The 12,880-nt window shown below is 51.2% G+C and carries 12 protein-coding genes; all 12 read right to left on the reverse strand.

Features of this window, described 5'->3' with window-relative positions; translation table 11 throughout:
• Positions 1-69 precede the first annotated feature (69 nt).
• Positions 70-1,467, reverse strand: coding sequence for an NADPH-dependent glutamate synthase (gltA, locus tag EFB11_RS00745; RefSeq protein ID WP_122788447.1), 1,398 nt, complete (start codon positions 1,465-1,467; stop codon positions 70-72).
• Between the two features lie 2 nt (positions 1,468-1,469).
• A complete protein-coding gene (locus EFB11_RS00750) occupies positions 1,470-2,312 on the reverse strand; it encodes a sulfide/dihydroorotate dehydrogenase-like FAD/NAD-binding protein (RefSeq protein ID WP_122788449.1) in 843 nt (280 codons plus the stop codon).
• Between the two features lie 146 nt (positions 2,313-2,458).
• Entirely contained in the window at positions 2,459-3,208 is a 750-nt protein-coding gene (locus tag EFB11_RS00755; protein WP_122788451.1) for an N-acetylmuramoyl-L-alanine amidase, read from the reverse strand.
• 114 nt (positions 3,209-3,322) lie between these two features.
• A complete protein-coding gene (locus EFB11_RS00760; protein ID WP_122788453.1) occupies positions 3,323-4,399 on the reverse strand; it encodes a 6-phosphofructokinase in 1,077 nt (358 codons plus the stop codon).
• A 182-nt stretch (positions 4,400-4,581) separates the two neighbouring features.
• Positions 4,582-5,037, reverse strand: coding sequence for a transcriptional regulator NrdR (gene nrdR, locus EFB11_RS00765; protein WP_122788454.1), 456 nt, complete (start codon positions 5,035-5,037; stop codon positions 4,582-4,584).
• Between the two features lie 33 nt (positions 5,038-5,070).
• Positions 5,071-5,937: a sugar phosphate isomerase/epimerase family protein gene (locus EFB11_RS00770; RefSeq protein WP_122788456.1), complete on the reverse strand. Its 867-nt coding sequence runs from the start codon at positions 5,935-5,937 to the stop codon at positions 5,071-5,073.
• Between the two features lie 60 nt (positions 5,938-5,997).
• Positions 5,998-6,903 (reverse strand): protein translocase subunit SecF, encoded by a 906-nt coding sequence (gene secF / locus EFB11_RS00775; protein ID WP_164706529.1) that lies wholly within the window; start codon positions 6,901-6,903, stop codon positions 5,998-6,000.
• 18 nt (positions 6,904-6,921) lie between these two features.
• Positions 6,922-8,271, reverse strand: coding sequence for a protein translocase subunit SecD (gene secD / locus EFB11_RS00780; RefSeq protein ID WP_122788458.1), 1,350 nt, complete (start codon positions 8,269-8,271; stop codon positions 6,922-6,924).
• A gap of 77 nt (positions 8,272-8,348) precedes the next feature.
• Positions 8,349-9,779, reverse strand: coding sequence for an adenylosuccinate lyase (gene purB / locus EFB11_RS00785; RefSeq protein WP_122788459.1), 1,431 nt, complete (start codon positions 9,777-9,779; stop codon positions 8,349-8,351).
• A 222-nt stretch (positions 9,780-10,001) separates the two neighbouring features.
• Positions 10,002-11,207, reverse strand: coding sequence for a pyridoxal phosphate-dependent aminotransferase (locus tag EFB11_RS00790; RefSeq protein WP_243115137.1), 1,206 nt, complete (start codon positions 11,205-11,207; stop codon positions 10,002-10,004).
• 133 nt (positions 11,208-11,340) lie between these two features.
• Positions 11,341-12,009, reverse strand: a complete 669-nt coding sequence (locus tag EFB11_RS00795; protein WP_122788461.1) for a thiamine diphosphokinase — start codon at positions 12,007-12,009, stop codon at positions 11,341-11,343.
• Positions 11,979-12,875 carry a ribosome small subunit-dependent GTPase A gene (rsgA, locus tag EFB11_RS00800; protein WP_122788462.1) on the reverse strand — a complete coding sequence of 299 codons (897 nt, stop codon included), beginning with the start codon at positions 12,873-12,875 and terminating at the stop codon, positions 11,979-11,981. The genes EFB11_RS00795 and rsgA overlap by 31 nt, the downstream gene beginning before the upstream one ends.
• Between the last annotated feature and the right edge of the window lie 5 nt (positions 12,876-12,880).

Below are 12,880 nucleotides of genomic sequence, written 5' to 3' on the forward strand. Positions count from 1 at the left end.
AGGCTCTGCACCGGCAAAAATCATAACTTCTTTTACTTTTCGACAAAGTTCGACAAGACAATCTGCAACTTAGCCGTTCTTCTTTTGGATGTACTCATGCATTGCAGCAGCAGCACGCTTGCCTGCGCCCATCGCCAGAATAACCGTTGCAGCGCCCGTTACTGCGTCGCCACCTGCAAAGACACCGTCCTTGGAAGTCAGGCCGGTCTCTTCATCTGCTACGATGCAGCCACGCTTATTGGTATCCAGACCCGGAGTCGTCGAACGGATCAGCGGGTTCGGGCTGGTACCGATTGCCACAATAATCGCATCCAGATCCAGCGTAAACTCGCTGCCTTCTACCGGAACCGGACGACGGCGACCGGAAGCGTCCGGTTCACCCAGCTCCATCTCCTGGCACTTCAGGCCCTTTACCATATAGGTATCGGTATCACCCAGAACTTCCAGCGGAGCGGTCAGGAACTTAAAGACAATGCCTTCTTCCTTGGCATGATGGATTTCTTCCAAACGGGCCGGCAGTTCCTTTTCCGAACGACGGTATACGATGTATACTTCGTCTGCACCCATACGCTTTGCACAACGTGCAGCGTCCATAGCTACGTTACCGCCGCCAACGACTGCAACGCGCTTTGCACGCAGGATCGGCGTATCTGCGCCTTCCTTATAGGCCTTCATCAGGTTTACACGGGTCAAGTATTCGTTTGCCGAATAAACGCCATTGAAGTTTTCGCCCGGTACATGCATGAAGCTCGGCAGGCCTGCGCCCGAACCAACGAAGATCGCTTCATAACCATCTGCAAACAGGTCGTCGATGGTTTCCGAACGGCCAACGACAAAGTTCAGAACAAATTCAACACCCATTGCCTTCAGGGTATCGATTTCCTTCTGTACGATTGCCTTGGGCAGACGGAACTCCGGAATACCATACATCAGAACGCCGCCTGCGGTATGCAGCACTTCGAAAACCGTAACGGCATAGCCAAGACGTGCCAGATCGCCAGCACAGGTCAGACCAGCCGGGCCTGCGCCAACCACAGCAACCTTATGGCCATTGGGCTCGGGCTTTACAACTTCTGCGGTATCATGTGCCATAGCGTAGTCTGCAACAAAACGTTCCAGACGGCCGATTGCAACCGGTTCGCCCTTGATGCCGCGAACGCACTTGCATTCGCACTGGCTCTCCTGCGGGCATACACGGCCACAAACTGCCGGCAGCGCCGAGGTTTCCTTGATCTTGGCCGCAGCTTCCAGGAACTTACCCTCTGCAACGAGTGCAATAAACTCCGGAATCTGTACCGCAACCGGGCAACCCGAAACGCAAGGCTTATTCTTACAATTGAGGCAACGCGTTGCTTCTTCTACCGCCATCTCTGCGGTATAGCCCAGCGCAACTTCTTCGAAATTTTTATTGCGGACATTGGGGTCCTGCTCAGGCATCGGGCATTTTTTCGGATTCATATTCGGCATCTTTACTTGACCTCCATCTTATGCAGATTGCATTCATGCTCCATGGCAACCTTTTCTTGTGCCTTGTACATAGCCGAGCGACGCATGGATTCGTCGAAATCGACCAGATGGCCGTCAAAGTCCGGGCCGTCTACACAAGCAAACTTGGTTTCGCCACCAACCGTCAAACGGCAGCCACCGCACATGCCGGTGCCGTCTACCATGGTGGAGTTCATGGATACGATGGTCTTGATGCCATACGGACGGGTCGTTTCGCAGACAAACTTCATCATAATCATCGGACCGATGGCGATGACTGCGTCATACTGGTTGCCTGCGTCAATGAGTTCTTTGAGCACTTCGGTTACCAGCGCCTTGCGGCCGTTGGAACCATCATCGGTAACCAGATGGAGATTTGTGCATGCAGCCTTCATCTCATCTTCCAGAATGATAATATCCTTGTTGCGGAAACCAGCAATCAGATCGACTTCAGCGCCCATTTCGTGCAGTGCCTTTGCCTGCGGGTAAGCAATCGCACAGCCCAGACCGCCGCCAACAACAGCGACTTTCTTCAGGCCTTCCAGTTCGGAAGCGCGACCAAGCGGGCCAACAAAGTCATGCAGGCTATCGCCTTCGTTGAGCTGACCCAGCTTCTTGGTGGTGGCACCGATCTCCTGGAAGATGATCGTTACGTGGCCCTGCTCCCGATCGTATTCAGCAATGGTCAGCGGGATACGTTCGCCGTCTGCATCGACACGCAGAATAATGAATTGACCGGGTTGTGCTTTGCGTGCAACGAATGGTGCGTCGATCACCATCAGTTTTGTATTCGCATTCAGCGTTTTTTTCTTCAGAATCTGGTACATTTCAAACCTCCTCTACAATTACTTCTATTATACTATATCACTCCATGCTTTTTCAAGGTAAATTGCCAAAACCTTTTGGTGGGTTTTGCTAATTTTGAAGAAAAGATTTGGGTATTTTGAATGAAACCAGTCAAGTATTCTAGGGATTACATGTAATTGAGCACCACATATTCCGAGCGCACATAGCCTTCTACGGTGCCGTAGCGCACGACATACCAGCCGTTCCAGCTGCCCAGGACAGAGAGCTGTGCCCCATCGGGCGTCTGCCCAATAATCGGTGCGGTCAGGGATGGTTTGGCCCGAATATTGAGATTTCCGCTGTTGATCTCAACCGTTGCCGTTTGAATGGGTTCTGGTTCAATAAAGGGAATCCCAAAATACTCGGTCAATGACAGCACCAAATTTCGGGCAATCAAACCAATGTTGCTGCGAATCCATTCCGCATCTTCGGGATTGTCATGATAAGCCAGTTCCACCAGCACTGCTGGTGCGCGGGTCCGAGACACTTCCCCAATGGACACGGTCGGACGGGCCGATACCCGATCGGGCAGTGGATAGATGGCTTTGAGGTTTGCTGCAATGATATCCGCCAGACGTCGACTGCGGTCGGAACTGGGATAAAAATAAACATCCGATCCCCGCAGCTTTCCAGACAGACTTTCGGGTGCTGCATTGGAATGCAGCGCCAAATGTACATCAAAATTCCCAGCATTCGAAGCGCGAATGGACGAAGCGGCGGTCATATCCGGTGTGTTTCGGACATATTGGATACCGGAAGCCGTCAAATATGGCTCCATGGCATCGGCAATCAGGTTCATGTAATACTCTTCGCTTCCCTGCCCGTCGTAATATAGGTTAAATTCCTGGGTCGATGGACTCAAATAGATGGTCGGCATAAAAATCCTCCTCACTGCGCATTTGCATTGTCAGACTATGCCCCATCGATATGGTATGTGCACTTTCAGACAGAAAAAACCGCAGGAATGAATTCCTGCGGTTTCCGATTCATTTTAGTCGCCAAACGAAATGCCGATGTTGCGTGCCGAACGAATCATGCTGCAATCCAGCGGTACGGTTTTGAGTTTTCCGGCCACATCGCTGAGCGGTACCGGAACGATTTCCTCGTTGCGCAGTGCGACCATGTTGCCATAATTGCGATCGGCAATCAAGCGGGCTGCCGCGGTACCTAGGCGGGTTGCAAACGCCCGGTCATACGAGCAGGGGCCGCCGCCACGCTGGAAATGTCCGGGTACAACAACGCGAATCTCACGATCCATTTCTTTGCCCAGTTCCCGTGCAATCTTATACGAAATTGCCGGATCGGTCAATTCTGCACGAGCCTTTTTAAATTCCTTCTTGGACATCTGTGCCTCTTCTGCCGAAATCGCGCCTTCTGCCACAGCCAAAATCGAAAAACGCTTGCCCTTTTTGTCGCGCTGCTCCAGCATTTTGACAATATTATCGAGCTTATACGGAATTTCCGGAAGCAGGATGATGTCGGCACCGCCTGCCACGCCGGCATACAGCGGAAGCCAGCCCACTTTATGCCCCATAATTTCGACAATAAAGACGCGGCCATGCGAAGTCGCCGTTGTATGGATGCAGTCGATTACCTGAGTTGCCAGCTCCAGCGCGCTGTAAAAACCGAAGGTCATCTCCGTGCCCCACAGGTCATTGTCAATGGTCTTGGGAAGCGTTACCACGTTCAACCCCTCTTGCGAGAGCAAATGTGCGGTCTTATGTGTCCCATTGCCGCCCAAAATCACCAGGCAGTCCAGCTTCATCTTTTTATAATTTGCCTTCATGGCTTCGACTTTATCGCCATTCTTATCGTCTGCAACACGCATCAGCTTAAACGGCTGCCGCGATGTGCCTAAAATCGTGCCGCCCAATGTGAGGATACCGGAAAAGTCTTCCTGATGCATCAGACGATAATCCCCTTCGATCAGGCCGCGATATCCGTCCAAAATGCCGTAGATTTCGACATCGTCCCCAAATTCTACATACAGCGCCTTTGCAACGCCACGAATCGCTGCATTCAATCCCTGGCAATCGCCGCCGCTTGTGAGGATACCAATTCGTTTCATTTCCAATCCCTCTTTCTGTATTGCAATCCGCCATTTCAGCATCTATGTATTGATTATATCACATGGATGGAAATTTCAAAAGTGTCTGCTGGAATTTTACAAAACGTTTCCAAATCCGACGGTATTCCTCCACTCGCACAAAAAGGCTGGAGTCCCAAAGACTCCAGCCTTTTCAAACCGCCTTATTTGTCGCGAATCAGCGTATTGAGTTCTTCCATAAAGGTATTGATATCCTTGAACTGGCGATAGACGGACGCAAACCGCACATATGCGACTTCATCGATCTCCCGCAGCTCTTCCATCACCATTTCTCCGATGGTTTTGGAAGATACCTCGGATTCTAAAGTGCCAAACAACTTCTGTTCGACCTGATCCACCAGCTGCTCCAAACGCTGCTGCGACACCGGCCGTTTTTCGCACGCTTTCATAACCCCAGCCAACAATTTGTCACGACTATACGGTTGCCGGGTACCATCCCGCTTGATGAGCATCAGCGGCAGCCGTTCTACGGTTTCATAGGTGGTAAAACGTTTGCCGCATTGCAGACATTCCCGACGACGGCGGATGCTGGTCCCTTCATCGGTCGGCCGCGAATCCACAACCTTACTATCTTGATAATTGCAAAATGGACATTTCACAGGAACAACACCTACCTCGTTTGTTTATTACCATCATACCATTTTTTTCGTGCATATGGAAGTGTTCCTTGCACTTTTTTCATATTTTTCAGGCAATGCATAGCCCACAGCATGTGCCTGATTCTGTAAAAAGCAGACCGAACGGGAAATCTGTTCATCGCTTGCAAAGTTCGAAGAATATACTTCAATCAAAACCTGCCGGTCGTAACCCGCAGCTTTTAAATGTTGGAATACTTCCCGATAATCCAGTAGGCCTTCTCCCGGCAGCAAACAGCCATGCGTCTGGTCGAAATCATTGATATGCACGTTCACCAGACGCGGCGCCATCACATCAAAATATTCCTTCCAGCTTTGCCCGACGCGGTTGGCCTGCTTGATATCCAACGTATAACGCAGCTGCGGCACCTGTTCATATAGCTTTGCCAAATAAGCCGGTTCGCGCGACCGGCACCATGCCACGTTTTCCTGTGCTACAATCATGCCTTCGTCGGCTGCGACCTCGCACAAGCGACGGTATCGCTCGACCTTTCGCTGAAAAGCCTCCGGCGTATCGGATAAGCCGGGCATATATCGTTCTCCATGCAGTGTAAAATACTGGGCACCCAACTCACGCGCTGCCTGAAAATAGCGGCGATACTGGGCAAACCCATCCTCCGCCCGCCTGCCATATTCGGAGAAAAACAGAATCCCTTCCATCAGAGAGGTAAACGGATGCACCGAAACGACCGATAGGCCGTGATAGGCAAGCCGTTCTTTCAATTGTCCAAGAAAGGGTTGCTGAAATTCGCTTTCGGTGTTGAAAAAGATCTCGATTGTCCGCAATCCCAGAGCTGTAATACGCTCCACGGCATCTTCCAGCGGCTGCGGATAAAAACAAGCGGTCGAAATTCCGATTTTCATGAATACCTCCCTTGACTGGTTGTAAAAGAGGATACCTGAATTCAGGTATCCTCTGGATGATTAAGCCTTTTTGCGCAAGTGCTTGCGGAAGAAAGTCCACAGCGAGCTTGCCAGGAAAATCGAAGAATAAGCACCGCCCACGATGCCGACAAGCAGCGGCAGCGTAAAGTCACGCAGCGAGCTGACGCCCAGGATGAAGATCATGCCAACCGTAAACAAGGTCGTGAGCGTCGTATTGACCGTACGACCCATGGTCTGCCAGATCGACTTCTCTGCAACTTCTTCAAACTTCTCCTTGCGGGAAACGCGCAGATTCTCACGTACTCGGTCAAAAACAATGATCGATGCGTTGATCGAATAACCGAGAATGGTCAGTGCCGCAGCAATGAAGTTCTGGTTGAGCGGAATCTGGAAGATAACATAAACCGACAGCATCACCAGAAGGTCATGTACCAGGCAGCATACAGCGGCCAGACCCGACGTAAACTCAAAACGGAAGGTAATGTAGATCAGCATCAGCACAACCGCAATCGCAGCCGAAACAAAGGCCTTCTGCTTCAGGTCGTTACCAACGCTGGCGCTTACATCTTCATTCTTGTCCAGATCATCGTCGGTGAGGTTATATTTTTCCTTCATCGCTTCGATCACCGCCGAACGCTGCTCGGTATCCAGGCTGGTGGAGCGAATCATAACATGATCCTTGTCCGTGCCCGTTGCAACCGGAGCTTCCGGTTTTACACCGGTCTGCTCTTCCACCAAAGCAGCGATCTCATTGGCAACCTCTTGCGTCACTTCGGTATGCATATTGAACTCAATCTGGGTACCGCCTGCAAAGTCGATCGCCAAATTGTAGGGATTGGTGCCAAACGGCAGCAAGATCAGGCTAACAAAACCAGTGATGCACAGCAAGATGGAGATGATGCCGAAAATCTTAAAATTCTTGATAATGGGAAATTTTGCTTTCATTTCGTTCATCCTCCTTTCTTACGCGCCATAAGCCTTCGGGCTCTTGATCTTGAAATCGACCATGCGGTTAAGCAGGAAGTGGGTAACCGTCAGAGCCGTAAACATCGAAATGATAACGCCCAAACCAAAGGTGGTCGCAAAGCCAACGATCGTACCGCTACCAAAGAAGTACAGAACCACAGCAGCGATCAAGGTCGTTACGTTGGAGTCCAAAATCGCGGTGAACGCACGCTTAAAGCCTGCATCGATCGAAGCCTTGACCGTCTTGCCATTGCGCAGTTCTTCCTTAATACGTTCAAAGATAACGACATTGGCGTCCACGGCCATACCAATGGACAAGATGATACCTGCGATACCAGGCAGCGACAAGTTGACCTTCAGCAGACCCAGAACCACAGCCTCAATTACAATATAGAAGCCCAAAGCGATGACCGATACAAAGCCCGGCAGCCGGTAAACAATGATCATGAAAACGGCTACCAGAATGATACCGATGATGGCAGCCTTCACGCTGCTGCTCAGTGCATTAGCACCCAGCTGCGGACCAACGGCACGCAGTTCTACCTGCTCCAGCGAGAACGGCAGAGCACCGCTGCCGATGAGGTTGGCCAGCTGACGTGCGCTTTCTTCGGTGAAGTTACCTTCAATGACACAACCGTCATCGTCGATCTTCTGGTTGACCTGCGGGTAAGAAATGACCTGATCGTCCAGAACAATGTACATGCTCTTGTCATCGGTACGAGCAGCAATGGTTTCGGTTGCTTCTGCAAACTTCTCGCGGCCTTCCTTGGTAAATTCCAGGCTAACGTAGTAGGTTGCAATCGCCGAACCGCTGGTGCTGCCATACTGCGAGCTTGCGCTCTTGATATCGCTGCCCGACAGCCATTCCTTACCATCTGCATCCTGGAAGGAAAGCTGTGCCGTCTGTCCCAGAACCTGAACCGCTTCTTCCGGGTTCTTGATCTGCGGGATCTCAACGGTAATGCGATTATCGCCCTGCTGGGATACCTGTGCTTCGGTGTATCCTTCGCTGGTCAGACGATAACGCAAAATTTCAATGGCACTGTTCATATCCGCGCTCAGGCGGCTGGTGTCATATCCTTCCGGAAGCTGTGCTTCAAACGTGATGGACGAACCGCCGACCAGATCCAAGCCACGCCGAATGCCGTTTTCGGTGTCAAAAATGCTCGGGATAATGGTCTTGTAATCGACCTCTTCACTGGTGGTGCTACTTGCATCCGAACTTGCGGCACTGTCCGCAGTCGGCCGGCTGAATCCACCTGGAAAATACAGCCCTGTGATTACGGACACACCCAAAAAAACAATGATGAGCATGACCGCAAGGAAGGAAATTATACTTTTCTTCACTTTTGAAACCTCCTTGAGCTTTACACATGAAGTATATTATACGCTGCGAGGTTGCCCTTGTCAACGTATTTGGAAGGTTACAGATTGATTTCCACTTCGATCTCTTCTTCCTGCTGATATGGCGCAATGCGCGGAGCAACTTCATCCTTCAGGAAATCCTCAACCTGTGCCGGGCAACGGCCAATATACGAAACCGGGTCTAAATGCGCCATGATCTGCTCGCGAGTCATGCCAAACATCGGATCGGCTGCAATGCGGTCGATCAGGTCATTGTCCAGACCTTCTTCCTTGACCCGCTTGCCAGCTGCCATCGAGTGCTCACGGATGCGTTCATGCAGTTCCTGCCGATTGCCGCCGCGCTTAACAACATCCATCATAATATTCTCAGTTGCCATAAAGGGCAGCTCGTTCATCACATGGCTGTGAATGACCTTCGGATATACCACCAGACCAGACACAACATTGATCATAATGTTCAAAATCGCATCAATGGCCAAGAATGCTTCCGGGATCGAGATACGCTTGTTGGCCGAGTCATCCAGGGTGCGTTCAAACCACTGCGTCGCCGCGGTGAATGCCGGATTGAGGCTGTCACAGATGACATAACGCGCCAGTGCACAGATGCGTTCCGAACGCATCGGATTGCGCTTATACGGCATGGCCGACGAACCGATCTGATTCTTTTCAAACGGTTCCTCAATCTCCTTGAGGTGCTGAAGCAAACGCAGGTCGGTCGCAAACTTGGAAGCCGACTGCGCAATGCCGGACAAGGTCGCCAGCGCCTGCGCATCGATCTTGCGGGAATAGGTCTGACCGGATACCGGAACCACACCGGCAAAGCCAAAGTCATCTGCAATCCGCTTTTCCAGTTCGCGCACCTTGGCATCGTCGCCATCGAACAGCTCTACAAACGAAGCCTGGGTGCCTGTCGTGCCCTTGGAACCGAGCATACGCAGATTTTCAATGCGGTATTCGACTTCGTCCAAGTCCATCAGCAGTTCATTCATCCACAACGTCGCACGCTTGCCGACGGTGGTAAGCTGCGCCGGTTGGAAATGAGTAAAGCCCAGGGTCGGCTGTGCCTTGTGTTCATCGGCAAACTTGCCCAGCTTTTCCAAAACAGCAACCAGCTTTTTGCGCACCAGCTTCAGGCCTTCCCGCAGCTGGATAATATCGGTATTGTCACCTACATAAGCACTTGTTGCACCCAAATGGATGATGCCGGCCGCTTTAGGCGCCACCTTGCCAAAAGCATACACATGGCTCATGACATCATGACGCACTTCCTTCTCCCGCTGGCGGGCAACTTCGTAGTCGATGTTGTCCTTATTGGCCTCCATCTCGTCGATCTGCTCCTGGGTAATGGGCAGACCAAGCGCCATCTCGGCTTTTGCCAGAGAAATCCACAAGCGGCGCCAGGTGGAGAACTTCATATCCGGCGAGAAGATATAAAGCATTTCGGGGGATGCATAACGTGCGGAAAACGGGCTTTCATAAACGTTGTTCATCAGGTTTGTTCCTTTCTCGTTTTTTACAGCAGTCTTTCTCACAGCAAACCCTTTGAGGATTCGTTTTGGGCAACTTACAAAATCCGTCGGTTCATGGAACGCGAACCCTACGTTTTTGGTTGTTTCCCCAAAAGGAACCCTGCAAAGTAAAAAAGAACGGACTTACACAGTCCGTTCTCAGTTTACCACTATTCACCTGTTTTTTCAAGAAAAAACGCAGTTTTATGCATTTTTTATGAACTGTTCCAAACGATCGATGCCCTTATCGATATCAGACATAGAGGTTGCATAACTCCAGCGGACAAAGCCCGGTGCAGCGAACGATTCACACGGCACCGTTGCCACCAGTCCCTTTTCCAGGAACAGGCGAGCAAAATCGGTATCGCTTTCGATCTTCTGGCCATACATGGTCTTGCCGAGGAAGTTTTTCATGTTCATCATGACGTAGAACGCACCCTGCGGCTTGATGCAGGAAATGCCTTCGATCTGATTCATGCGCTCCACCAGATGGTCACGCCGTGCCTGAAATGCCTTGCGCATTTCTTCAATATCCTCCTGCGGACCAGTGAGCGCTTCAATCGCTGCAACCTGAGAAATGGTAGACGGGGCGGAAGTCGAATGGCTCAAATAATTGCTCATGATCTTCGCGATCGACGGTTCAGCGCAGGCATAGCCAATACGCCAGCCGGTCATGGCATAAGACTTGGATACACCGTTGATGACGATGCACCGGCGCTTGATCTCCTCACCCAGGGTAGCAATGGAAGTGCATTCGATGCCATCGTATACCAGGCTGGTGTAAATATCGTCTGCGATCACATAGATATTGTGCTTGACACAAACATCTGCAATCGCCTGCAATTCCGCGCGGGAGTAGACCATGCCAGTGGGGTTGGACGGCGAATTGAGCATAAATACCTTGGTTTTATCGGTAATAGCCGCTTCCAGCTGTTCTGCGGTGATCTTAAAGTGCTGTTCCTCACCGGCAGCGACAATAACCGGGACAGCGCCAGCCTGCTTGACCATTTCACTGTACGATACCCAGTATGGTGCAGCAATGACCACTTCATCGCCCGGATTGCACAAAACCATCAGCGCGATATAGATGGCATGCTTAGCGCCCGAAGCTACGACGATCGAACTCGGTTCGTAGTGCAGCCCAAAATCCTGCTCCAAACGGTAGCATGCTGCTTTTTTCAGTTCCATCATACCCGAAGCGGGCGTATATTTTGTCTTATTGCTTTCAATGGCGGAGATACCTGCCTGTTTGATGTGCTCCGGCGTGGGAAAATCGGGTTCTCCCGCACCAAAACCAACCACATCGACCCCGGCAGCTTTCATCTCTTTAAACATGCTGTCGATGACCAGAGTGGTAGACGCTTGGACCTGCGATGCGATCGTGGAAATCGGCTTCAACTCTTGTAGCACTTTCAACTACCCCCTTATATTAACAAAATGATTATACTATGCACTTTTCATTTTTGCAAGTATGCATCTGAGAAATTGCAAAATCATGGTCAACAATTTTCATCTGAATTTTTGTGCAATCCTGTGTTCTTTTTCACAAGGTCAAGGAGGATTCGCGATCTTCGGCAAAAATGATCAATGCCCTTCCCTTTCCAATCTCGATGGAAAAAACGGGGTCGATGGCCTCATTAGATACCGAAATGATCCGGTCACGCTGTAAGACTGCATCTTCCAGGGGGTATTTCATGCCACGCAAGGTGACCCCCTCTAACTTGCGGTCCAGCGGAATGATCGAAATATATTTCCGTGCATCGGCACGGGCAAATTGCATGCGTCCGCCTTCATGTAAAAAAACGGTGTTCTGCTTGTCCAGAATGGTCAACCGTCCGCCCCGCTCCTGCACGCTTTCGCATAAAAGTAAATTGGCCATCAGATGGTCTAGTCGTCCACCGGTTGCACATGCCAGGGTCAGTTCCCGGCAACCGCGTTCCATAGCCACATCCACGCAGTGCTGTGTATCGGTATCATCCTTTTCCGGCGTGAGCCGAATGAGTTCCCGGCAGTTAGGTGTTCCCGCGCTGGAGTCAAAATCTGCAACGACCACATCCGGGATCAGCCCCAATGCCTGCGCATACCGCACACCGCCATCCGCACATAAAATGACCGGATCGCTCTGGGTTTGCAAAAATTCGCGGACATATTCGACATCTTCACAGGGCGCCGCCGATAAAATCAGCGCCCGGCGTCCTTCCCAAGCTCCCATTTTTTCAAATCCTTTACGCTCTCATAGAGTTTCACATAGCTGTCATGTCGGCTGCGGGCAATTTCCCCGGCTTCGACGGCTGCCAGAATGGCGCATCCCTTTTCTTTGACATGGGCGCAGCCGGTAAATTTGCATTGTCCCAAATACGGAGCAAACTCCCGGAAAGCATATTGCAGATCTTCCCGCAGCACCAAGTCCATTTGTTCGGTATCAAACGAAGAAAAGCCGGGGGTATCGGCCAAATATCCCGTATCCAGTGGTACGAGCTCAATGTGGCGGGTGGTATGACGGCCCCGACCGATGCGGTCGGAAATCGCGCCCACCTGCGCACCGAAAGACGGCAACAGCTGATTGAGCAGACTGGATTTGCCCACGCCCGAATTGCCAGCAAAAGCTGCCGTTTTTCCGGATATTTTTTGTCGCAAATCCTGGATGCCCTCCCCGGTTTCCGCGCTGACGGCCAGAACATCAATTCCTGCCAGTTGATAGGTTTGCAGCCATTCCTTCCCGGCGTCTAGGTCGGTCTTATTCACGACGACCAACGGCTCAATACCCTTATTCTCTGCAATCGCCACCACTTTATCGACCAAAAACGGGTCGGTTACCGGCGGTGCCGCCGAGGCAACGGCAACCAGCAAATCGATGTTGGCCAGTGCGGGCCGAATCAAATAATTTCGCCGCGGTGCAATTTCCATCAGATACCCGGTACCATCTGTCTGCATTTCGATTTTCACACGATCTCCAACCATCGGCTTGCCGACCGTCTTGCGAAATTTCCCGCGTGCTTTACATTCTATAACGCCATCGGCGGTATCTACATAGTAGAAACCGCCGATGCCCTTTAAAATCGTTCCCTGTTTTTCCAATGCAC

The organism is Intestinibacillus sp. Marseille-P6563, assembly GCF_900604335.1.
GTDB lineage: Bacteria > Bacillota > Clostridia > Oscillospirales > Butyricicoccaceae > Butyricicoccus_B.

Bases quoted from the DNA above. Each gene is read 5' to 3' on its own strand.
- EFB11_RS00750 (WP_122788449.1), bottom strand. From the start codon at position 2,312: ATGTACCAGATTCTGAAGAAAAAAACGCTGAATGCGAATACAAAACTG.
- purB (WP_122788459.1), bottom strand. From the start codon at position 9,779: ATGAACAACGTTTATGAAAGCCCGTTTTCCGCACGTTATGCATCCCCC.
- EFB11_RS00795 (WP_122788461.1), bottom strand. From the start codon at position 12,009: ATGGGAGCTTGGGAAGGACGCCGGGCGCTGATTTTATCGGCGGCGCCC.
- EFB11_RS00770 (WP_122788456.1), bottom strand. From the start codon at position 5,937: ATGAAAATCGGAATTTCGACCGCTTGTTTTTATCCGCAGCCGCTGGAA.
- EFB11_RS00755 (WP_122788451.1), bottom strand. From the start codon at position 3,208: ATGCCGACCATCTATTTGAGTCCATCGACCCAGGAATTTAACCTATAT.
- gltA (WP_122788447.1), bottom strand. From the start codon at position 1,467: ATGCCGAATATGAATCCGAAAAAATGCCCGATGCCTGAGCAGGACCCC.
- EFB11_RS00760 (WP_122788453.1), bottom strand. From the start codon at position 4,399: ATGAAACGAATTGGTATCCTCACAAGCGGCGGCGATTGCCAGGGATTG.
- secF (WP_164706529.1), bottom strand. From the start codon at position 6,903: ATGAAAGCAAAATTTCCCATTATCAAGAATTTTAAGATTTTCGGCATC.